Annotated in this window: 19 protein-coding genes and 4 tRNA genes; 7 read left to right on the top strand and 16 right to left on the bottom strand. The window is 46.4% G+C overall.

Annotated elements, in window-relative coordinates:
- Positions 1-55 precede the first annotated feature (55 nt).
- Positions 56-1045, bottom strand: a complete 990-nt coding sequence (locus tag NFR90_RS02100; RefSeq protein ID WP_251450205.1) for a DUF7146 domain-containing protein — start codon at positions 1043-1045, stop codon at positions 56-58.
- Positions 1046-1535: 490 nt separating this feature from the next.
- On the opposite strand from NFR90_RS02100, the gene NFR90_RS02095 reads away from it, so the two are divergent.
- Positions 1536-2117 (top strand): rubrerythrin family protein, encoded by a 582-nt coding sequence (locus NFR90_RS02095; RefSeq protein WP_251450203.1) that lies wholly within the window; start codon positions 1536-1538, stop codon positions 2115-2117.
- Positions 2118-2422: 305 nt separating this feature from the next.
- On the opposite strand, the gene NFR90_RS02090 is transcribed toward NFR90_RS02095, so the two are convergent.
- Genes NFR90_RS02090 through NFR90_RS02080 form a run of 3 tightly spaced genes read right to left on the bottom strand, consistent with a single transcriptional unit; the run spans position 2423 to position 4986 of the window.
- Positions 2423-3928: a sodium:solute symporter family protein gene (locus NFR90_RS02090; protein ID WP_251450201.1), complete on the bottom strand. Its 1506-nt coding sequence runs from the start codon at positions 3926-3928 to the stop codon at positions 2423-2425.
- Between the two features lie 12 nt (positions 3929-3940).
- Positions 3941-4201 carry a hypothetical protein gene (locus NFR90_RS02085; protein WP_251450200.1) on the bottom strand — a complete coding sequence of 87 codons (261 nt, stop codon included), beginning with the start codon at positions 4199-4201 and terminating at the stop codon, positions 3941-3943.
- 14 nt (positions 4202-4215) lie between these two features.
- On the bottom strand, positions 4216-4986 hold the full coding sequence (locus tag NFR90_RS02080; RefSeq protein ID WP_251450198.1) for a creatininase family protein: 771 nt from the start codon (positions 4984-4986) through the stop codon (positions 4216-4218).
- Positions 4987-6093: 1107 nt separating this feature from the next.
- Here NFR90_RS02080 and NFR90_RS02075 point away from each other — a divergent pair.
- From NFR90_RS02075 to NFR90_RS02065, 3 genes are read left to right on the top strand one after another with little or no spacing between them, the layout of a single operon-like run.
- Positions 6094-6330 (top strand): hypothetical protein, encoded by a 237-nt coding sequence (locus tag NFR90_RS02075; RefSeq protein ID WP_251450196.1) that lies wholly within the window; start codon positions 6094-6096, stop codon positions 6328-6330.
- Positions 6323-6874: a hypothetical protein gene (locus NFR90_RS02070; RefSeq protein ID WP_251450194.1), complete on the top strand. Its 552-nt coding sequence runs from the start codon at positions 6323-6325 to the stop codon at positions 6872-6874. Before NFR90_RS02075 ends, NFR90_RS02070 begins: the two co-directional genes overlap by 8 nt.
- Positions 6871-7317, top strand: a complete 447-nt coding sequence (locus NFR90_RS02065) for a hypothetical protein (protein ID WP_251450192.1) — start codon at positions 6871-6873, stop codon at positions 7315-7317. The genes NFR90_RS02070 and NFR90_RS02065 overlap by 4 nt, the downstream gene beginning before the upstream one ends.
- A 1263-nt stretch (positions 7318-8580) precedes the next feature.
- Here NFR90_RS02065 and NFR90_RS02060 read toward each other — a convergent pair.
- Positions 8581-8757 (bottom strand): hypothetical protein, encoded by a 177-nt coding sequence (locus NFR90_RS02060; RefSeq protein WP_251450189.1) that lies wholly within the window; start codon positions 8755-8757, stop codon positions 8581-8583.
- Between the two features lie 198 nt (positions 8758-8955).
- Positions 8956-9031: transfer RNA gene (locus tag NFR90_RS02055), tRNA-Glu, on the bottom strand.
- A gap of 155 nt (positions 9032-9186) precedes the next feature.
- Here NFR90_RS02055 and mtgA point away from each other — a divergent pair.
- Positions 9187-9858 (top strand): monofunctional biosynthetic peptidoglycan transglycosylase, encoded by a 672-nt coding sequence (mtgA, locus tag NFR90_RS02050; protein WP_251450186.1) that lies wholly within the window; start codon positions 9187-9189, stop codon positions 9856-9858.
- Positions 9859-9900: 42 nt separating this feature from the next.
- Here the strand turns inward: mtgA and NFR90_RS02045 are convergent, their stop codons facing one another.
- Positions 9901-10797 carry a formate dehydrogenase accessory protein FdhE gene (locus NFR90_RS02045; protein ID WP_251450184.1) on the bottom strand — a complete coding sequence of 299 codons (897 nt, stop codon included), beginning with the start codon at positions 10795-10797 and terminating at the stop codon, positions 9901-9903.
- A 154-nt stretch (positions 10798-10951) separates the two neighbouring features.
- Between NFR90_RS02045 and NFR90_RS02040 the strand changes: the two genes are divergently transcribed.
- A complete protein-coding gene (locus NFR90_RS02040; protein WP_251450182.1) occupies positions 10952-11545 on the top strand; it encodes a thioredoxin fold domain-containing protein in 594 nt (197 codons plus the stop codon).
- A gap of 265 nt (positions 11546-11810) precedes the next feature.
- Here NFR90_RS02040 and NFR90_RS02035 read toward each other — a convergent pair whose 3' ends face one another.
- Positions 11811-12140, bottom strand: a complete 330-nt coding sequence (locus tag NFR90_RS02035; protein WP_251450180.1) for a hypothetical protein — start codon at positions 12138-12140, stop codon at positions 11811-11813.
- Positions 12141-12423: 283 nt separating this feature from the next.
- Positions 12424-13440: a DUF362 domain-containing protein gene (locus NFR90_RS02030; RefSeq protein WP_251450178.1), complete on the bottom strand. Its 1017-nt coding sequence runs from the start codon at positions 13438-13440 to the stop codon at positions 12424-12426.
- 404 nt (positions 13441-13844) lie between these two features.
- Here NFR90_RS02030 and NFR90_RS02025 point away from each other — a divergent pair.
- Positions 13845-13929, top strand: a tRNA-Leu gene (locus NFR90_RS02025).
- An 808-nt stretch (positions 13930-14737) separates the two neighbouring features.
- On the opposite strand, the gene NFR90_RS02020 is transcribed toward NFR90_RS02025, so the two are convergent.
- From NFR90_RS02020 to rpsO, 7 genes are all read right to left on the bottom strand, one after another.
- A tRNA-Leu gene (locus tag NFR90_RS02020) sits at positions 14738-14822 on the bottom strand.
- 641 nt (positions 14823-15463) lie between these two features.
- Positions 15464-15548, bottom strand: a tRNA-Leu gene (locus NFR90_RS02015).
- Positions 15549-15594: 46 nt separating this feature from the next.
- A complete protein-coding gene (gene secG, locus NFR90_RS02010) occupies positions 15595-15963 on the bottom strand; it encodes a preprotein translocase subunit SecG (RefSeq protein ID WP_251450176.1) in 369 nt (122 codons plus the stop codon).
- A gap of 13 nt (positions 15964-15976) precedes the next feature.
- Positions 15977-16744, bottom strand: coding sequence for a triose-phosphate isomerase (tpiA, locus tag NFR90_RS02005; protein WP_251450174.1), 768 nt, complete (start codon positions 16742-16744; stop codon positions 15977-15979).
- A 56-nt stretch (positions 16745-16800) separates the two neighbouring features.
- Entirely contained in the window at positions 16801-17961 is a 1161-nt protein-coding gene (hydE, locus tag NFR90_RS02000; protein ID WP_251450172.1) for a [FeFe] hydrogenase H-cluster radical SAM maturase HydE, read from the bottom strand.
- 185 nt (positions 17962-18146) lie between these two features.
- Positions 18147-20315: a polyribonucleotide nucleotidyltransferase gene (gene pnp, locus NFR90_RS01995; RefSeq protein WP_251450170.1), complete on the bottom strand. Its 2169-nt coding sequence runs from the start codon at positions 20313-20315 to the stop codon at positions 18147-18149.
- Positions 20316-20494: 179 nt separating this feature from the next.
- Positions 20495-20764, bottom strand: coding sequence for a 30S ribosomal protein S15 (gene rpsO / locus NFR90_RS01990; RefSeq protein WP_160334638.1), 270 nt, complete (start codon positions 20762-20764; stop codon positions 20495-20497).
- Positions 20765-20981 lie beyond the last annotated feature (217 nt).

Genomic DNA, 20981 nt, shown 5'->3' with positions numbered 1-20981 from the left:
GGAAATCTAATTCCGCCAGCCTATCGCCCTGAAGTGCCGCTAAGCATCTTTGGTGCTACGAAGCCTTCTGAGCGCGCCTGTGCATCAGCACGTCATTCCAATCCCAGCCGGGAAAGTCCGGAAGACGTACTTCAACTTCAAGCGCGGGATACCGCTGCTTTAAAACAGCGGCAGCGCAATAGGCTTCTCTTTGTCCCACAAAGTTCAGATCCGCATCCGCAAAAAGGATCAGTTTTCTGACGCCTTCCGGCGGGACAAATTGTTTGAAATTAAACGCCGCGATCACCGACCAAACCGGAACTTTAAAAAGTTCGGAAGCCGAGAGCGCGGTTTCAATTCCTTCAGCAAGTCCGAGGACTCCGTCGGGCTGATATTCGCCAAGCCGAATGGAGCAGCCGGAGAGCTCCTTTGAGAGAACCTTTTTCACTGTCTTAACATCGGCCTTACGGCCTCCTTCAAGATAAGTTCTGTGCAGATTCACTCGTTTTCCGTGCATATCGCTGATCTCCGCAATGAGGCCCTCGAAATAGCTCGATTCCCAATCCTGCCCGTTTTCAGCCTGCTGCGAATATCGCATAGACTTGATTGAACGCAGAGCGGGAGGGAGTTTCCCGAGAATTCCTCTTGAGCGAAGATAGACATAGGCGCCGTCTCCCTCTTCAATCGGACGCGAAAAACTCCACAGTCTTTCGACGGAGTCTCGAGTCCTCTGAACCGGTTTGCGGCGACGTACAGCACGGTACTCTTCAACGGGAATCGAGAAAAAGTCTGCGATATACAGAAGCGCTTCCTTATAAGAGAAGTTTCGGATCAGCATAAGCAAATCCACACCGCTGTGATGGCCGCAGTGACGGCAGTAGCTATCGCCTTTTCTAAATTTGTCGGTGAAGGAGAAACGATCCTCTCCGCCGCACCAGGGACATTCCTGGTTCGGTTTGTGAAGAACCTTCTCGCTGACACCGGCATACTGCAGGATTTCACGATAATTGCCTTGGGCGCGCTCAAGAATCAGCGCGGCGGTTTCAGGACAAATTCGAGTTTGCATATCTTTAATCATCATTAATAAAAGGTGAATAAAAAGACGTCCCGCAGTCCCCTCTCGGCGAACACGGCGGTTCGCCAAGATTGAAGAAAAAAGCGGAAAACCGCTTTGACGCTGAGCATGATTTTCTCGGTCGCCCGAGAAATATGCGTTCACACTCACACACAGGCTTATAAGGCAGCCACACTATGAATCACCCACTATAAGGAGGCCCTGGTCAGCCGCCATTGGCAAATTGCCGCACAAATAACTAAAACCTCATATAACCCACTGAATCCAAATACTTTTATATCGTTTAAAGCAATTTCCAATTTGTAACTCTTTATTCGAAAATCATTCATAAAAAACTGATTTTTCTAAATAAAAATAGCCTCAACTCTTTACGCTTATTTTGAGGTGCTTTGGAGGCTCTTCTCTGAGTATGTAATTAACCTATACCGTGTTTATAGCAAATGACGCTGATCACCCGATAAAGCAATTTGGAGGTTTGATAATGACAAAAAGTTTGGTAGGTACTCAGACAGAAAAGAATTTGACAATTTCCTATCTGAATGAATCCCAGTCATACGCACGCTACACTTTTTATGCGGCGCAGGCCGGTAAAGAAAGCTATTTTCCGCTTCAGGGCGTCTTTAACGAAACCGCTGCGAACGAACTTCGCCACGCCAAGATTTTCCTCAATCTTCTTCCCGACGGACAGGTCCTAGGCTGTGTACAAACAGATACCGGCGCCATCGGAAAGACCGCTGACAACCTGAAGATTTCTATTGAAGAAGAAAAGATTGGAGGAGTTGAGGCTTACCTCGCCTACGCAAATGTCGCTGACGAAGAAGGCTTCCCTGAGATCGCCGCTAAGTTCCGTGCCATCGCATCCATCGAAGCACATCACATGGCTCGTTTCCAAGCTTGGCTCAAGCAGGTGGAAGACGGTACAGTTTGGAAAAGAGAAAAACCGATTAAATGGCTGTGTCTGGTTTGCGGCTTTGTGTATGAAGGTCTGACACCTCCGACAAAATGCCCTGCCTGCGATCATCCGTATCAGCACTATATCGGCATGGACATGCTCGATCTTTAATGTTCAAAGTCAATTTACTCAAAAACTCCTTCATTTGAATTTGTGCCAGTTTCTGCAAACGGCTGAGTATTGCACCTGCACATTGCATTTTCAAGGTTTACCCTGAAAATCCTCGCCGTTTGCGGATTCAAACACGCGTGGCCGACATCCGTAAAGATGCCGGCCCTATTTTTATCATGGATTTGCCCTAGCAAACCCAAAGAAAAAGCCCGGCTGATTTCCGAGCTTCTTCGTTTATTTAATGATCCCGCAAAACTTAAAACCGGTTTTAAACCGCCTTCTTATCCGCGGGATTTGCGCACCAATTAGTCGAGCGCCAGATTCTTCTGAGGAGCCTGTGCGGGCTCTTCGTCTTCCGCGAAGAAATCATTGATAGAGTCAATGACCTGCTTGGTGTGTTCCTGAGGCTTAGTGACCAGAGAAACACCGACGAAAATCACCAGAGAAATCATCATGGACCAGAACGCTCCTGAAAGACCGAACGGAGCGGCCTTCAGAATGAAGGTCATCGTAATCATCAGAAGTTCCCCGATAACGATCGAAGCAATCGCAGCTTCTCTCGTCGCTCTCTTCCAATAAAGTCCGCCGATTACCGCCGGAACTAAAACCGCCACACCGCCGTTGGAAAGCACCAGAAGATCAGCAAGCGCTGTCGGACGAGTGAGCGCGAAAACGACAGAGGCCAAACCGATAATAATGACACCGACCTTAGCGACGTTGTACATCGCGTTTTCGTCTGCTTTCTTGTTGATGTACTTCTTGTAAACGTCGGTAGCGAGCATTGTGGAAGTCGCATGGAGCTGAGAGTCACCCGTTGACATCGCGGCAGCAAGCGCACCGCTGATGATGAGCGCTGCAAAGACCGCAGGCGTGTACTTGAGAAGCAGTTCCGGGAAGATGGTATCCGGAGCCGCGATATCCGGCATCAGGATACGACCGATCATACCGACGCACGGTGTAAAGACGTAAATCATGGTCAGATAGATCGAAGAGAACACGGCAGACCACTTCATAACATTCAAGTTCTTACCCGCGAAGAATCTCAGCGTCACCTGCGGGAACATCATCATGCCAAAGGTAATGACAACCCAGCGGGAGACCCAGTCCTGAGGCGTGACAACGCCTTTGGGTCCCGGCAGTGTGAATAATTCCGGAGTATGGCTGAAAGCAGCCTGATAGGCCTCAGCAACCGACGGGAAGTTCGCAAGAATAACCCAGAGGGAGCCGCCAAGCAGACCGACAAACATAAAAACACCTTGCGCCGCATCTGTAATTGCAACGCCCTTCATACCGCCTAAAAACACAAGGATGATCATGATCGCAAAGAAGATCAGTGCGCCTGCGGTGTAAGAAAGCATGCCTCCGGAAATGGTCTGGAAGATGTAGCTGCATCCGATAGCCTGAATCGCGACATAAGGAATCGTAAAGACCATTGTGATCAGTGTGACCAATACACCGACCGTCTTAGAACGGTAAACGTCGGAAGCATAGTCGGAAACCGAAAGATAGCCGTAGCGTTTGCCGATAAACCAGAAACGGCGTCCCCAGACCCAGAAAAGTACGCCCGGAAGCACTGTCCATAAACCGTTGCACCACCAGCCGATTCCGTTGTTGTATACAAAACCACCCGCACCCATAAAGGCGTATGCGCTGTGGTATGTTGCTGAGAACGTCAGCGTAAGGATAAAGATTCCGAGACCGCCGCCTGTTGCGAAGTCTTTAATGTTTTTCTTATCCTGTTTGGCTGCGTAAAGCGCGATACCAAGGAGAACAAGAAGATATACAGTCAGAATAACAAGACCTAAATTCATGATTGTCCCTCCTTAGAACTCGGGTCTTGAGACCTGCTCGATCTCTTTAGCATCCTGGCTGCAGTTCCAGGCCTTGAGCTTTAACGCGGCGACAATGAAGTCGACGATCATGACCACAAACCAGAATTCAAGCCAAAGATAAAGTGTCGGCCAGCCAAAGGTCAGCGGGTGTGTGACGCAGTAGTCATTGACCCAAAATACAACCGGGGGATTGACCATGATGATGCTGAAGATCAGCACCGAAAAAAATATGGTTTTACCGTTAAATTTCATCGCAGACTCCGATGTTATTCACTCTGAAGCTGTTCAACAACTTTGACCAAGTTGCTGACCAGGTGATCGTGATAAATCTTCCCGCGCTCAGCGTCGGCGTTGCTCGGCTCTCCGGTGCATCCGCCGGACTTCTCCGCTGCCGCCTTGGCGTGCGCAAGACTGCTCGGCACATAGCAAAGCGTGTCATGTTCATAAGTCGGATCGACTGAATAAAGCGGTGTGTCTTTGATGGGATTATCGACGGCTTTTTCTAAATGGACCATGTCCGGGAATCTTGCCATCATGTGTGACGTTTCGATTTCTTCGGCGTGTCCGACCGGTCCGAATCCGAGCTCTTTAACAATATCTTTGCTCATATAGGCCGGATCAAAAATCTTGACGATGCAGCCAAGTTTGCTCTGAGCTTTCTGTGCGCACAGCTGCATCCAGACCACATTTACGATTCTGTGACCGTTGATCAGAATGATTTTGTTGAGGCCGTGTGCGACCAAGGATTCGATGATGTCGTATGTCATCTCGGAAAGAACTTCCGGACGAATTGTGATTGTGCCGGGAAGCACCATATGATGCGGGCTCCATCCGAACCAAACCGGCGGCGTCAGAACAGCGCCGGTTTTTTCCGCGGCGCCTTCTGCGACGGTCATTGCGACATACGTGTCCGTACCAAGCGGAAGATGGTAGCTATGCTGTTCGACACTTCCGATCGGTACGATCGCGACGCCCTTGCTTTTCTTAATGGCTTCTCGAGCTTCTTCCCAGCTTTTAGTCTGCAGATAAACGCTCATATAGTCTCCTTAACGTGATTTGAGTTATTAACCAAAGTGTATAAGCAATTAGTACTCAAATCGGGCATAGCGGTTATGGAAACCATTAATCTAAAAAGATGACAAATCAGCGTAGAAAGCTTGAAACTCAAAAGGACCGGCAGTATCCGCCTTTACGAACAGACTGTTAATTCTTCTCCTGAAATTCATAACCGTTTACATCTACCGGTAAATCACTGCTGTGACGACAATTTCTCCCTGCTCAATGAAAAACACAAAACAGTTTTCTTATTTTTAAAAGTTAGAAGCCGCCTGGGAATCACCTGTCTTTTTGTAAACTTTTCTTGCCTTAAGACACTCCCTCCTCTTGAAAAGAAGCTTCTGGTCAGCAACAATTTTTATATGATCAGATACGTTCTTATCGCAGGTTCACGTATCTTTAGTTATGCGTGCATCCGACCGAATTGCTCTTCCCAAGCCAACCTGAAAGGTTAAGTTCTAAGTTTATTATCCGCAGCGCAAGCACCATAATCCTCATCGTGGATGCCTTAATTTCAAAGGGTAGCCCAGATACCATCTTCATTAACACATAGTCGACCGTTGCAGGGCTCAGCTTATCTGCTAAAAACCTCTTGCCTACGATGCGGGAAAAGGCGATCGTGACTTGAGTAATGAATTTGTCGGTGACAATTTCCTCAATCTTTCCATCACCGAAGTCAGCACACAAACCTCTAGGAGCAGTTCTTATTTGCTAAGGCTTCTCGAAATCTTTGTAACCCTGCTTTGTTGTTGAAATATTCCAACGCATTAAAGGACCAAATAAGACTAAAAGGATAGGAATGACCTCAAAAATAAATCCATGGATGCTTGATGGTTTTCCTTCAATCAGTTATTGAGCACGATGATGCACTCCGTCAACCCAAAACTGAACAAAACAGTGTGAAATACGCTTAGTGTCTCAGTGGTCTTCCATGTATTTTTTACTCATCCGTTTGGTTAGTAATTTTAAGAGATGAAATTACTTATAAACGGATAGGTAAGTGCCTTCATACATCTGTGGGAAAACTATGAGACTAATTGTTATATATGCGTGTTGCTATAATGCACTGGAGATTAAGGGAGACGAAAATGGAAAAGGATAGAAAAGAGGAACCCTCTCAGATTATATTAAAAAAGAATATGCCAACATTCTTTCCGTTTGGGTTCTCTGTTGGAGGAACCCAAGACGGTATGGTAGTTATAAATTTTTTAGATCAGCCTGGTGATGGTCAACAGAACATCGTAGCTTCTGTTGCTTTGACACAGCAAAGAGCAAAACTATTCGCTGAAAAATTATTATCTGCAATAGAGAATCAGCATGTTTAAGAATAGCTGTGATGCTTTCGTATCTGAAACACCGTTTTGTGAGCTTTTATCTGTCACAGATTTTGACGTAGAACTGAATAGAGAGAAGGAAGCTATCGATAAATGGTTTGCTCAAATCCAAAGTTCTGAAGCAGACGATACTTCTTGCAAGCCGTGCATTGAAGAAGATTCCATCTACATGCCGCTATATCAGTTGCTCAACAGTGCCTGTTCCTCTTACCAAAACGAACAAAAAACAAATAAAGAACTGAACCTCCCTGATATTCCAAATGACTCTTTCCGAGGGATGTTGTTTCTTTTTCCATTCCTACTTAACAAAAAACCTTCCTTTTATGTAGATGCAGACCTCACGTGCGTAGCTGTAACCTTCCATGTACGAAAAACTCAGAAGATTTCCATAGCCACAAAAACTCCAAAATTGTTGTATTTATCAAGGGTCGGCAACGAAGAGGAAATACGTTTGCCCTTCATCCTATCTTCTACTTTGAAGCTGTCTACCCCTGACTACTTAAAGCATCTCGAAAAAATACTCGGTTATTTATGACAACCCTCCCCTCCAAACTTATTTTTGATGGAGACGCCGGACGTTACCTCAAACCTAGCTATGTTGAGAACGGTCAAGTTTCCATTTGTGCTTTTGACCTGCGACTAAATAGAACCATTCCGGAGGAATTTGTATCTTTCTTTCTGTCAAGAGGAAGATCAAATGAGGAAAAGTTTCAAGATGTACTACGACAATCAGAATCTCGGCTAGCCGTAAAAGATTCAGGTTTTATTTGCCTAATATCCATTGAAACCGCACTTAGCCTTATCAACGAAGGTAACGATGTCATCTGGTTCTCTGACCAACAACTCCCTCATTTAGGGCTCTATTATTCAAAACAGGTTTCCAGCCAAGAAATTTTAGGAGCAAAAACACTCCTCTCTTGGCTTGCCAGTGAGAGATTTGAGCCGGTTGTTGCCTTCAAGAGATCCTTACCAAAGTAGCAACATAGTCCCTTTATACAGTTGCTCGGTTTCGCCACAACGACGCCGCAAAGATATGAGTTTTCACTTTCGAAACTCACAGTAATCTTTTTTTGAAGATACATCGACCATAGACAATTATTTGGTAGCTAAATAACTTATCTACATTTTTTTCTCATTAATTCCACTGAGTCTATTCTTGTAAGCATTTTTTACAGGGAAGAAAGTTGAACACTGACCTGACTATCTTCAATGTCCTTTCCATCTTATTGCATCGTTAAGGTTTTGAGTCTTTGGCCTTTCGGCGAGACCTGATACAACAATTTTGCAATGTCTGTAGGGGAATTATTCTAATCGTGGACACGTAATCTTAAGCCGCTATCCACTAAACCACTTCTAAAATAGGAGCATTACCATTGGCCAGCTTTTTCCTAAAAACACTCAAATATCCTCTTGTGTAATTAGTTTAAGTTAGGCGCCTATTCCGTTTAATCTGAACGCTTCTCTAAAAGATGATCCGGGCACCCACTCTTTCTTAAAAATTCCTTTTGCCCTCTTTCGTTTTTATTCCGATCAGGAAGACTGCTACTGTAGCTCCCCGAACACCGGCACCAGCTCCGGATCGTATTCTTCCGAGGTGGACGGCTCTTGCTATCCTTCTCTTCGTCCAAATTCTTATCTGAAATCTATTGGTTCTTCATGTCTGAGCGGTTCAGCATATCTTGAGTGTTCTTCTGCGTTTGGATTTGCATATTTCCCTTCACCGTTCTTAACAAGCAGTACTCTAAGAAACTTTCTTTCCGCTTAAATCTGAATTACTCCGAGACATCTCGCCCATAAGCGCTCATAGCATCACAGAGAAGTTCGGCTGCTTTGTTTTCGTCGATGAAGCAAATACCAAGGAACTCCAAAAGCCATTTTTTTGCGTATCGACAGGGAGATTGAACTCCACCCTTTCAGATTAACAAGCAACACCGTTTCACTTGACATAATTACCAAAGAAGTACATAAGCCTTTCCTCGTTGTCCGAGACACCGACATCATCCATGATGATTCAGCCGTTATTTTTTACATCAACGCACCAAAATTTCAAAAGGCCTTTTCTAACGTCGTTGATGATTCGAGTCGTTTCCTTTCGCTGAAGTTGATATACTAGTTATGCGGCGACTGGGAGCATAGTGGCACCTGCTCGGGGAGCAGGGAGCGTTTCGGACGTAAGCGATGGGGCCCGGCTGCTGTTTTCTTCTCTTTCTTTGCGATAAATGCATTGTTGTCATTAAGGGCCTAAACTTCTTCCGCAAAGAAATATATCTTCCCGATCAGACTTCCCATTAATCCACCTCGGTAAGCAGCAAACGTTTTCATTCGCTTTCCGCAAATAGTATCTCGAACGCCTTGAACGATTTGACGAACTTTATTTTCAGCCCTCTCAGAGCTCTTCAGGTCAACAACATCCTTCATATTCACGATTGTTTCCTTTGAGCAGCCCGATAAAGAACAAAAAGCTAGAGACCATTTTGGTCTGCATGAGGGAATTGTGGGGCGTCTGAATTTAAAAGAAACGAGCTGTTGAGTCGGTAAGAATCCTGAAAACCCGCATGGATACTGATATTTGGCGATAACTGGTGCAGTGTGACGTAGGTTGAAGCTAGAAGTCTCTGGCGTCCCGAACGAGATTCGAACTCGTGTTCTAACCTTGAGAGGGTTATGTCCTAGGCCTCTAGACGATCGGGACTCTCTGAAAGTGAGGAAGAGTATACATCAACAAAAATCACAAAACGCTTTCTGCGGCTAAAATATCTCCATCGCATTTAGGGATTCCGCGCCATTGTGTTCAACTCATCAAAACAAAAGAAAAAAAAATTTTCCATCCGGTCTTTAGTGACCAGGATGTTTCTCTTTCTTTTGCTTTCGGTTTTTGCTCTGGAGCTCTTCTATATCGCAAGAATCGCCCTCTTCGCGTTCATTGACCCGAGTTCAACTCCGTATATGCGACAGGAAGAAGACAGGCTATCAGAAAATGCTCCGCACTCGGTCCGCTACAGCTGGGTGGATTACGACAAAATCTCGCCATACATGAAAAGCGCGGTCGTCGCTGCCGAAGATGCCAATTTCATGCACCACAACGGTCTGCAGTGGGGCGCCATTCTCACAGCCGCACAGCGCAATCTCCTTTCCGAACGCCATGCGCCCGGCGGTTCTACTCTGACACAGCAGACAATTAAAAATCTTTTTCTTAGCCACGACCGAAGCTACTTCAGAAAGATTCAGGAGATTATTCTTGCGCCAATCGTTGAAGCGCTCTGGAGCAAAAAACGTATTCTGGAGGTCTATCTCAACATTGCGGAGTTCGGAAACGGAATATTCGGTGTTGAAGCTGCTTCACGCGCCTACTTTCACAAAAGCGCCTCTCAGCTGAACCGAAATGAAGCGATCCGATTGGCCTCCATTCTCATCAATCCGAAGAAATACCACATCAACAGCAATTCCTCACTCATTCAGAGGCGAGTTCACAGAATCGCAAACGATATGCGTCTTGTTGATATTCCTAAAAATAAATAAGCCTCGAATTTCCTCGAGGCCGATAATGCTCTACCTTGGTGATTAGGCTTCTGTATCCTGATCTTTGATCTGATCCTCATACAGATTCTGAACTACGCCCATTGCTACCAGCTCAATATCGTAATCGAGCTCGCCCTTCAGGACGTTCTGGAATACGGTAGGCATCACGCCGCCGCACTCTTTGCAGGCGTGCAGACGATGAGCGGGGTCTTCATCGGCATAGAAATACTTCAGTTTGTTGCTGTTGGTATTGCCGCAGTAGGCGCAGCGAACACGTTCAAACGGCCAAACCGTGCCGCAGCAGGAACAGAAAAGTTTGCGCTCGTTAGACTGAGTTCCCGCAACCTCACTGACAGAAGAAATCGCAGGAACAGAACCGCATGTCGGACAAAGAAGCGGTTTATCGCGCACAGCAACTTCATCAAGTCTTGTGAGTGCGTCTGTCATCGCTTCTCCGACAGGTTTCAGATAAGCGCGGATAATATTGATAAACAGGCCTGCAAGAACGCTTTGGCTTTCACCATCTTCCGCGTCGATACCTAGATCGGAAGAAGCTCGTTCAAACAATTCCGACGGATCTTTACCGGCTAATGCGATCGCCTCATCAGAGAGTTTGTCCCAGTCAAGAGTATTCAGCATTTCGATCTGGTGCGGTTCATTGATGGCACCGGTTTCAATAAAACGCTTCTGAAGCAGACGGCAGTTGTCACGGAAGTCTTTCGGGTCAATGATCAGAGGATGTGCTTTCAGATATGCGGAATGCTCATTAAAGAGTCTTCTTGCTTCTTCTCCGTCAAACTTGAAGGCCGGCAGATTCGGCTTGATGCTGTCTCTCACGTCAAACATGCTGTTCGCATATGTCATGAGTCCCATCCAGTCCACACCGTCGTCTCTGTCCAGGTAACCTTCAATCGCCTTTTCTCTCAAACTTTCCGTCATATCTTTTCCTAAAATTTCTCTGCCCCATGGCGCATATAAGATTTTCAGACATAACTATACTCAGACCGGACAAAACGCTCCAACTTAAGCGTTTAAAAATATTTCAAAATTATTATTCTTTTTATCACCGCTATTTTTTTTCAAGGACACCATAATGAATGCTAAATTTTCCAGACGCACTCTTTTCGCTTTTGCGTCTGCGGCTGCCGCAATGACCGCAGGAGTGAAGACCGCTTCGGCTTCTCCCGCATCCATCCCGCCGATTTGGAACGGAGAAAAGATGTACAACTCTTTTCTCAAGGACGGCACAGGATTTAGTTTTCCTCATAAAGAAGGTGCTCCTGTCGCCGTGGTGGCGTTCGACACCCAGTGCCCGGACTGCATGCGTCTCTTACAGCGTCTCCAGCCGCTTCTGAAGGACGTTCAGGTGAATTTCTACCCGATCTCCTTCATGAACATCCATTCCGAGCCTCAGGGTACTACGATCCTTATGGCTGATAAGCCCTATGAAGTATTTGAGCGGCAGCATGAACACTTTAAGGATCCGGATTTCAGAGGTATTCGCTACGACATTTCCAAACTTCCGGTAGAGTTAAGAGACAAAGTCTGGACAAACACCAAACTTCACAGACGCGCTGGCTGCAGAGCGGTTCCCTACGGTGTTTTCAAAAATAGCAAGGGCGAGTACGTCCCCTTCGATGAAAACCTGACTACGGAAGAGCTTCGCAAGGTTTTTGAACTGAATTAAGAATCTGATTCTTTACCTGAAAGCCGGACTCTCTGTCCGGCTTTTTTGGATCTCGACTATAAAGCCTCGCCGAAACAGATGCTGAAATAAAAAGGCTAAAAAGAAATTGAGCATTCTCTCGATTTTTTCTATCCTCTGATCGGTCAAAAAAGGACTCTACAACCTGTTGGACGGATTTCGGTTAACCGCTACCAATAACACCCATACAAAAGGGCGGCCAAAAGGACCGCCCCACCCCATGCAGTGTGAAGATCTAACTTCTCGACTACTTAACTGATGAATCTCCGCTGCCAAAAGAGAAACTATTCTTTAACTGACTCTTGGCATTATCTACGTCCTGACCAAGTTTCTGTTTATCTGTAGGAAGTTCCGTATAGCTGCCGTCCTTTACGTGCTGCTTAATTGCGGATGCGTCTCCCTTAATGGTTTCGACAGTTTCGGTGATGCTTCCGCCGGCATTGGCTGATGTCGTCGTGGTGGTGGTCTTGGTCACAGTATCGGCAGCATCGACAGAAGGCGCTGTTATTTCAGCTGCATTGACTGTAAAAGCAAAAGCAGCTATCGAACTGAGAATTGCAGCCTGAACTAATTTCATAATAAACCTCACTTAGTATCATCACTTAATTTCGTGATTCATTTATATTTATATACGGGTTTTAACCAATACGTGTAAATTTCGAGGTTACATGTGTAAATGAAAATTAAAATTGATGCGGTTACCGATGCGTCGACAGAGTATGTTTCGGGTTTTGCTTTGCTGCCGATTCTGCGGAGGAGGACTGCTTAAAAATATGGCCGGAGGTTATCCGGCCTGAGAGAACTCGATCGAGCCACTTAGAGAATTTTATGAGTGACCCGAATTTCTTTCCGAAGTGTGATTACTTCACCTCAATAAGTTCGTACTGTGTATTGCCCATATGATGTTCAGCCATTGCAGACAGCTGACGCAAACCATGTCTGGTTTCAATTCTCTCGACAAGATCATGATTATCTGCAGTCTGACCGTAGACAAGGTCGACTGAAGCCTGATCAATCGCTAAAAGATCTGTCGAAGCCAGAATACCGATATTCTTAATCGTCGGCTTTGCAGCATGGACTCCGGCACAGTCACAGTCAACGGACATATTGCGAAGGACATTGATGTAAGTAATGCGCTTACCGAAATGATCGATTACGGCTTTGGCAGAGTCAGCCATATTTTCCATCAAAACTTCTTTGGCAGGCCAGGCATTCCAATCTGCGGGCGGCTCTCCCGAAACACCGTGAACCTGTCTCTTGCCTTCCTGGCCGGATGCGCATCCGATAGCGATGTTCTTCATAGAACCGCCGAAGCCGCCCATTGCATGACCTTTAAAGTGCGTGAGAACGAGCATTGAATCGTAATTAACAATGTTCTTACCCATTGCTACTTCTTTCAGATGGAATGCATTGTCAACCGGAAGGTTGACGTATCCATGCTCATCCATGATGTCAACCGGACAAAAGTCCCAACCGTTGACCTTCAGAGCCTCGCGATGTCCGGCAGTAGTGAATCGGTCGCCCTCATAAAGAGTGTTGGTTTCAACAATAACGCTGTTGGGAATGGTCGCCTGGAGCGCTTTAACCAGATCGCGGGGAATGATGTTGGGGCCGTGTTTTTCACCGGTATGAAGTTTAATTGCGACTTTGCCGTAAATGCCTTCATTCACTAAGTTATAGAGTTTGATCAGCATCTCGGAGCTGATGACCGGTGAAAAATATACCTTCGCGCAGGAACCGGTAAATTTACCGGGTTCGACACGTTTTGAACCAATGACCGGAGTTTTAACAGTTCCGACTACGACTTTTTCCTGTGCTACCGCCTCAGCTGACAAACAGGGAGCGGCTGCCGCTCCTGCGACGATTGCAGATTTCAAGATAGCTCTCCTTGATATTTCTTTGCTGTCCTGCATTCATTACTCCTATTTTTTCAATTAGGGACCATGGTTGATGTTATGCGTTCGGACTTAAAAATTCTTGTCTATTCTTCTTTCATTCGTTCTGAAATGAAATAGTTACAGACAAACATCTACTACCTAATTTTATATTTAGGCGTCTTTAAATTCCACAAGTTCACTGTCGGGAATGCCTAGAGTTTCGTCTGACAATAATTCCGATATTTAGACAAGGCGTAATCTTTCAGCCTGAATGCGACGGTCCTTTTCATTGTTTTAGATTTTTTTAGCGACTTTATTTTTGCGACTACACAAAAATAATTTCTTGTGTATAATGGCGTCTCTTCGATGATTTAGGCCTTCAAGACCTGATGAATTGAAAGAATGCCTTCGTGGTGAAATTGGTAGACACGCCATCTTGAGGGGGTGGTGACGAAAGTCGTATGAGTTCGAGTCTCATCGAAGGCACCAGAATTCTTGGTTGGCCTGTGTGATTTAACACAGGCCGATCTCTTTTCAGACAGGCGTCGCGTAAAAAAATCCGATCTACGTGCAAAAGCCAACAGATTTCTAAACGAGAGCTTCGGCAACCCCTGACCTGAGTCACACTAACGATCTAATTTAGATTCACTGACATGTTCGGAAGAACGCTCTCGGTTGGTCAGAAATGGATTCTATTCTTGGTGATGGCATCGGCTATATCAGCACCATTCATTGTAAAAACAAACTGGTAAGGGTAGCTTCCTTATTTATCCGGCAATCGTATCGCGGGAGCTGATATCTACGCGAATCTTTATCGGCAAAGACTCCCGCTGCAAAAGCCTCTAAGACTATAGGGCCAGATGCGGCAGCTAAAACCTAAGGCACTTGCAAGATGAATATACAAGCTGCATTGTTACCTATCCATCGTCGTCACCAAAATTACTCTTGTGCGAACTCCTTAGGAATGCTTAGGTAGAACCGAATACAGCCCGACGTTAATCAGTCAATTGAATATCCGGAGGGCATCAAACTTGCAATGAATATCCTTTATCCGACAAGACATTCGGGAAAAAACAGTCAACGATTAAGCGAAGAAGTTCAAGGCAAAATTTCCAGATAAGGATTCAATACGCCGGACAAGAAATTTCTTACCGTCAAAGACAAATTGTTGCAGACGCAAAAGTTCCAAGGATGGAATTACAGGTCGCTAGGATATGTAGGGGAAATATAGATTTTGATAAGCGAAATCGGATAACAAAAAGCCCGTAAACACAGGCCAGTTTCGCTTAGATTTTATTGGTGCCTTCGATGAGACTCGAACTCATACGACTTTCGTCACCACCCCCTCAAGATGGCGTGTCTACCAATTTCACCACGAAGGCGCACCTATATTCATTCAGTCTGAAGCCCTAAAGCATCAGAGAATGGTGGCATTATACACAAAAAAATATTCTTGTGTATGTTGCTGTATTACCCACCGTCATTTCTTATACAATTTTTTTTCCGGCAGCAAAAGCGATATCCGTAGAAGACCTGTCTGTTTCTCAAATTCACAAATGTATCCGCTCATTACCTAATAGAGTGTCGCGTTTATTTAGTCTGGATATGAGATGAGCCACTGTTTCCGTCAGCTGCTTTAGCCCGGATATCTAAATTCGCGGCAGAGTTGCTGCCAGCATGCCTCCCGATCGGATGAATTACAGTCGTTGATTAAAGACACACCGGATGAAATGAAATACCGAGAATCCGATCTTGTATATTTCTCCGTCCGGTCCGGTCAATGACGATCTCAAGTTCTTTCTCTTCGATCTGACGACATAAAAAGAACTGCCGATGCTTCCGATGACACAATTCAAAAATCACAGTTCGCACAAGGCAGAACTTTACAAACTCATCAAATCAATCTCGTCTCATGAGATTCTTCGTGTTCAGAGAATCGCCTTAAGCCGATTAGGTCCTTCGTGATGTTTCGATGAAAAAAATAAAAAGCCCGTAAAACTAAATTTACGGACTTTTAGAATTTTGGTGCCTTCGATGAGACTCGAACTCATACGACTTTCGTCACCACCCCCTCAAGATGGCGTGTCTACCAATTTCACCACGAAGGCTTTATTTATCGAATCTGATCTCCATCAGCTCCGAAAGATCGATATTCTACTGCGGAATTTGATTTTTTGCAGGAGCATTAGTGGGTTCACTGCTCTTTTCCGTTGCCGGAGTTGTAACAGGAGCTTTCTGTTCAACCACTGTGCTCAGAACACCGCCGGCTGCAGGCGCTTTGCGGACAGTCTGACCGCCGAAAGTTAAAGCCAGTGTCGCGCAGAAGAAAATTGTCGAGGCAATCGCAGTCGAGCGAGATAAAAAGTTTGCACTGCCGGTCGCACCGAATAAAGAACCGGAAGCGCCGCCGCCAAACGCCGCACCCATGTCGGCACCTTTGCCATGCTGAAGAAGAACCAGCACGATAATCGCTAAAGCAGACATTACCTGCAGCACTACAGCGATCGTAATCAATAATTGCATAATAAGTTTCCGTTTAAATAATGTCAGAACCGCAAGCGGCCTGAGCTATTTCGTAAAATTCATTGGCTTTCAGCGAAGCCCCGCCAATTAAGCCTCCGTCAATATCATTGCACGCGAACAGTTCTTTCGCGTTCGAAGGCTTTACGGAACCGCCGTATAAAATACGCAGCGCTTCCGCGGCACGCGGATCACGCGATTCTACACTATCCCTGAGCGCAGCGTGCACAACTTCAGCTTGCTGAGGTGTCGCGGTTTTACCAGTACCGATCGCCCAAACAGGTTCATAAGCGAGCGCACCCGAAGCTAAAGCTTCAGCGCCGATCACGTCCAGAACCGCGTTAAGCTGAGACAAAACAACGTCAGAAGTTCTTCCGGCCTCTCTTTCTTCCAGTGTTTCGCCAACACAGACAATCGGACGCAGTCCACACTGAACGGCCATCTTTGCCTTGGCCGCAACGATCTCATTGGTTTCTCCAAGACCGTGACGACGCTCGGAATGACCAACAATAACCCAGGGACATCCGATATCTCTCAGCATCGCGGCGCTGACTTCACCGGTGAACGCGCCGTTCTCGTGCGCAGAACAGTCCTGAGCACCCGTGTTGATCATAAGCGCCGAAGTCAGGAAACTCTGCTGAAGTTCATTGAGATAAACAAAGGGAGAACACACAACCAACTCCGTGTCTAACGGAGAAAAAGCTGAAAATTCCTGCACCCATTTACGATTCGCTTCAAGGGAACCGTTCATTTTCCAATTCGCTACAACCAAATTTCTGCGCATCCGGGAACTCCGAACTGATTAATAATCGGACTATTTTAGTTGACTCGAGGAAAAAACTAAACCGCTTTAATCGGAATTTGTTTTACAGCACTTTGCTGAAGCCCGGCTTCCTTGCGCATAAGCCATTTACGGGAAGAACCGCTCTGATTGAATCCAACAGTTCTGCCGCGAGATTCAATTCTCTGCTGCAGGCCGGCTGCAAAAAATGAAGGATCGTCCGTAAGATTCGGTTTCTTATCGTAAAGCTGGTAATCACCTCGATAACAAAGCGGCGTCAAATTCGGCATGATGACATTGGCCCCGTGTTCAATCCCCTTCTCTCGCCCTTCCGGATCAAAAACCTGAAGCGCAGTGGCCGCGGCAATGTTGATATTGCCGAGAACCAGCCGAGTGACTGCAATCATGTTCAGTGTCAGACGAAATAATTGCTTAGCCTCCATCTGTCCGATCTCTTTCAGATCCGCCCCTTCACTCATCAGGTACGGACCCATACCGATCATGTCGGCGTCAATTTTTTGAAAAAGACGAATGTCCGCACAAAGATCATGCAGCGTCTGACCCGGAATCCCGATCATAACGCCTGTGCCAACCTGATAGCCGCATTCTCTCAGCCACTGCAGACACTGCAGGCGATGCTCAAGATGCTTGTTCTTCTTCTTTGGCGTGTGATGAAGAAAATCAAAGAGCTCATGATTTGAGGTTTCAAAGCGGGCCAGATAGCGCAGATTATCTCTGTTGCCGCTGCTTTGAGCCCAGTATTCGTAAACTTCCTTCGTCTGATCTCCAAGAGAAAGCGTTATACCAACGCCGTTCGGCAGCTGCTCGCTTATCGTTTCAGCATGTATCGCGCGAAGTGCATCCGCGATAAATTCAATAAATTTAGGATCGTTTCTCTCTCCCGCCTGAAGACAGATGCTGCCGTAGCCGTGATCAGCCGCAAATTTGGCGCAGCCGACAATCTCCTCCTTTGTCATTTCAAAGCGAGGAACCGAATGATTGTCTTTGCGAATACCGCAATAGCGGCAATCCGAAGTGCAGACATTTGATACTTCTATCAGGCCGCGGTAATAGACGTTGCTGCCCATCAGTTCAGTTGTCCGCTCGTATGCGGCTTTCTGAAGCGCCCGGCAGTCCTGTTCGTCTTTCAGGCCTAAAAGATAAACAATCTCTTCATCCGAAAAAACAGTTTGTTTGAGAAGAGTTTCTAAACTTTTCATATCTTTTCTTTCATCTGCTCGTTCCGCTCAGCTCAGTAAACTTATCACCGGACGACACGATTGATTTACTTTAGGATTGCAATATCTGCAAATATAACGCAAATGATTTAATTTTTGGTAAGTGTTGAATTATAAAAATCCCGATGAAATGTTCGTTCCACCGGGATTATCTTTTAAAGGATCAATTAGCCTTTGATAACGTCAGGACTTTCATTTTCCTGCTGTTCCGCTTTTTCTTCCTTGACGGGCTTTTCAAGCAAAGCCTTCATAGAAAGACGGATACGGCCTTTTTCATCCATTTCCAGTACCTTAACGCGGACAACCTGACCTTCCTTTAGATAATCGCCAACCTGGTTGACACGCTCATGGGCGATCTGGCTGATATGAAGCAGTCCGTCTCTTCCTGGCAGTACCTGAACAATGGCGCCGAAATCGAGAAGTTTCTGAACTGTGCCTTCATAAACCTTACCAACTTCAACTTCAGCAGTAATCTCTTCGATTCTGCGGCGGGCTTCCTGGCCGGCAGCCTGATCAACAGAAGCAATGGTCACAGAACCGTCGTCTTCAATGTTGATTGTTGTTCCAGTTTCTTCGGTCAGCGCGCGGATCACGGCACCGCCCTTACCGATCACGTCACGAATCTTCTCGGGGTTGATCTTGAAGCTGATCAGACGAGGAGCGTATGGAGAAAGCTCTGTCTTCGGAGCGGAGAGCGCTTCATGCATCTTAGAAAGAATATGCATACGGCCTTCTTTAGCCTGAGCCAAAGCGACCTGCATAATTTCCTTGTTGATACCTTCAATCTTGATATCCATCTGCAGAGCGGTCACGCCGTGATCCGTACCGGCAACCTTAAAGTCCATATCGCCAAGGTGGTCTTCATCACCAAGAATATCGGTCAGAACTGCAAACTTATTGCCTTCCTTAATAAGACCCATTGCGACGCCGGCAACGAAATCGCTCAGCGGAACACCGGCGTCCATCAGAGAGAGGCAACCGCCGCAGACGCTGGCCATAGAAGAAGAACCGTTGGATTCGCAGATTTCGCTAACAACACGCATGGTGTACTGGAAATCTTCTTCCTTAGGAAGAACGGCAAGAAGAGCACGTTTTGCAAGACGTCCGTGGCCGATTTCACGGCGCTTCGGAGAACCGACGCGGCCGGTTTCACCGGTAGCAAACGGAGGCATGTTGTAGTGAAGCATGAAGCGTTCACGCTGTTCGCCGGTCAGACTGTCAACAACCTGTTCGTCCTGCTTTGTACCGAGCGTAGTGACAACAAGCGCCTGGGTTTCACCGCGGGTAAAGAGCGCAGAACCATGAGCGCGCGGAAGAACTCCGGTACGAATTTCAATCGGACGTACAGTGCGGGTATCACGGCCGTCAATACGAGGTTCACCGTTAAGGATCTTACCGCGGACGTGCTGAGCTTCCATCTCAAAGAGGATGTTGTTGACTTCGTTTTCTCCGATTTCGCTAAGCTCGCCGGCCTCAACAGCCGCATCAACCTTCGCGTTAACATCTTCATATACCGCACGCAGGCATTCGTTTCTATCCTGCTTGCTTCTGTGTTCAAACGCTTCATGAATGCGGTTGCCGACGATTTCGGTAATGAGGGCGACGAGTTTCGGATCTCTCGGAGCAGGCTGCCAATCCCACAGCGGTTTGCCGCCTTCTTCCACCAGTTCGTCAATCGCGTCGATAACGACCTGCATCTTCTCGTGACCAAACATAACGGCGCCGAGCATGACTTCTTCAGAGAGCTGATCCGCTTCGGATTCCACCATCAGAACGGCTCTTTCAGTACCCGCGACAACCAAGTCCAGCTTGGAGTCCTTCATCTGAGAAAGATTCGGGCAGAGAACATACTCATTATTGATATAACCGACGCGCGCGGCCGCGATCGGTCCGTTGAAGGGGACGCCGGAAACAGCGAGCGCTGCAGAAGCCGCAATCATGGAAGGAATATCCGGATCAACTTCAGGATTTACGGAAAGAACATGAATAATGATCTGTACTTCGTTAAAGAAGCCTTCCGGAAAGAGCGGACGAATCGGACGGTCGATCAGACGGGAAGTCAAAGTTTCTTTTTCGCTCGGACGGCCTTCACGTTTAAAGAAGCCGCCGGGGATTTTTCCCGCAGCATAGGTTTTTTCAATGTAATCGACTGTCAGAGGGAAGAAATCCTGTCCAGGTTTGATTTCTTTTTTTGCAACTACGGTTGCAAGCACCACGGTGTCATCCATGTCGCAGAGAACTGCGCCTGTGGCCTGACGAGCGATTTCACCGGTTTCAAGGCGAACCTTATGGTCGCCGTACTGAAAAGATTTAACTACTTTGTTAAACATCGTCATGACGATTTTTCCTTTTTTACTCCCCGGCACATTGCGGTATCTACGACTCGGCGGCTAAGCCGCCTTACGTACATACAGCAACGCGCCCGAGGCAAACAATAATTCAGCAATACAAACAAACACAGCGGTCCACGGCTATGACGCCGAAGACCGCTGCCAAAATCATCCTACCGACAAAATTACTTGCGCAGACCGAGAGATTCGATCAGAGCTTTATAACCGTCGAGGTTTGTTCTCTTGAGATAATCAAGAAGTTTACGACGGCGAGAGACCATCTTCAGAAGGCCGCGACGGCTGTGATGATCTTTCGGGTTGGCTTTGAAGTGCTCAGTGAGTTCGTTGATACGAGCTGTCAGGAGAGCAACCTGAACCTGAGAGGAACCGGTGTCACCCTGAGACTGGGCGTACTTCGCAATGATTTCAGCTTTCTGTGCAGTAGACTGTGCCATTTTAAAATTTCCTTTGCCTTTTAGGCGTTACGTGCGATCCCGCTGGAAATACATCGGGACGTGTTTAAAAACGAACATGAATTATATAGGAAAATCCCGATCTTCCCGTTAAAAACAAATAAAAATCTTACCTTTATTTACTTTAGACAATCATTTGGTGCGTGCCGCCAATTCATCTAGGAGGTAATAAAGCTCTGTTTTAATCCTAAATTCAAAG

This window comes from Parasutterella muris (assembly GCF_943193095.1).
In the GTDB taxonomy this organism is placed as follows: domain Bacteria; phylum Pseudomonadota; class Gammaproteobacteria; order Burkholderiales; family Burkholderiaceae_F; genus Parasutterella; species Parasutterella muris.
This window is presented reverse-complemented; position numbering and strand designations above follow the sequence as displayed.

What these genes read in the sequence shown, in the direction of transcription:
- NFR90_RS02100 (WP_251450205.1), bottom strand. Translation starts at nt 1,045, where the DNA reads ATGCAAACTCGAATTTGTCCTGAAACCGCCGCGCTGATTCTTGAGCGC.
- NFR90_RS02095 (WP_251450203.1), top strand. Translation starts at nt 1,536, where the DNA reads ATGACAAAAAGTTTGGTAGGTACTCAGACAGAAAAGAATTTGACAATT.
- NFR90_RS02090 (WP_251450201.1), bottom strand. Translation starts at nt 3,928, where the DNA reads ATGAATTTAGGTCTTGTTATTCTGACTGTATATCTTCTTGTTCTCCTT.
- NFR90_RS02085 (WP_251450200.1), bottom strand. Translation starts at nt 4,201, where the DNA reads ATGAAATTTAACGGTAAAACCATATTTTTTTCGGTGCTGATCTTCAGC.
- NFR90_RS02080 (WP_251450198.1), bottom strand. Translation starts at nt 4,986, where the DNA reads ATGAGCGTTTATCTGCAGACTAAAAGCTGGGAAGAAGCTCGAGAAGCC.
- NFR90_RS02075 (WP_251450196.1), top strand. Translation starts at nt 6,094, where the DNA reads ATGGAAAAGGATAGAAAAGAGGAACCCTCTCAGATTATATTAAAAAAG.
- NFR90_RS02070 (WP_251450194.1), top strand. Translation starts at nt 6,323, where the DNA reads ATGTTTAAGAATAGCTGTGATGCTTTCGTATCTGAAACACCGTTTTGT.
- NFR90_RS02065 (WP_251450192.1), top strand. Translation starts at nt 6,871, where the DNA reads ATGACAACCCTCCCCTCCAAACTTATTTTTGATGGAGACGCCGGACGT.
- NFR90_RS02060 (WP_251450189.1), bottom strand. Translation starts at nt 8,757, where the DNA reads ATGAAGGATGTTGTTGACCTGAAGAGCTCTGAGAGGGCTGAAAATAAA.
- mtgA (WP_251450186.1), top strand. Translation starts at nt 9,187, where the DNA reads ATGTTTCTCTTTCTTTTGCTTTCGGTTTTTGCTCTGGAGCTCTTCTAT.
- NFR90_RS02045 (WP_251450184.1), bottom strand. Translation starts at nt 10,797, where the DNA reads ATGACGGAAAGTTTGAGAGAAAAGGCGATTGAAGGTTACCTGGACAGA.
- NFR90_RS02040 (WP_251450182.1), top strand. Translation starts at nt 10,952, where the DNA reads ATGAATGCTAAATTTTCCAGACGCACTCTTTTCGCTTTTGCGTCTGCG.
- NFR90_RS02035 (WP_251450180.1), bottom strand. Translation starts at nt 12,140, where the DNA reads ATGAAATTAGTTCAGGCTGCAATTCTCAGTTCGATAGCTGCTTTTGCT.
- secG (WP_251450176.1), bottom strand. Translation starts at nt 15,963, where the DNA reads ATGCAATTATTGATTACGATCGCTGTAGTGCTGCAGGTAATGTCTGCT.
- tpiA (WP_251450174.1), bottom strand. Translation starts at nt 16,744, where the DNA reads ATGCGCAGAAATTTGGTTGTAGCGAATTGGAAAATGAACGGTTCCCTT.
- hydE (WP_251450172.1), bottom strand. Translation starts at nt 17,961, where the DNA reads ATGAAAAGTTTAGAAACTCTTCTCAAACAAACTGTTTTTTCGGATGAA.
- pnp (WP_251450170.1), bottom strand. Translation starts at nt 20,315, where the DNA reads ATGACGATGTTTAACAAAGTAGTTAAATCTTTTCAGTACGGCGACCAT.
- rpsO (WP_160334638.1), bottom strand. Translation starts at nt 20,764, where the DNA reads ATGGCACAGTCTACTGCACAGAAAGCTGAAATCATTGCGAAGTACGCC.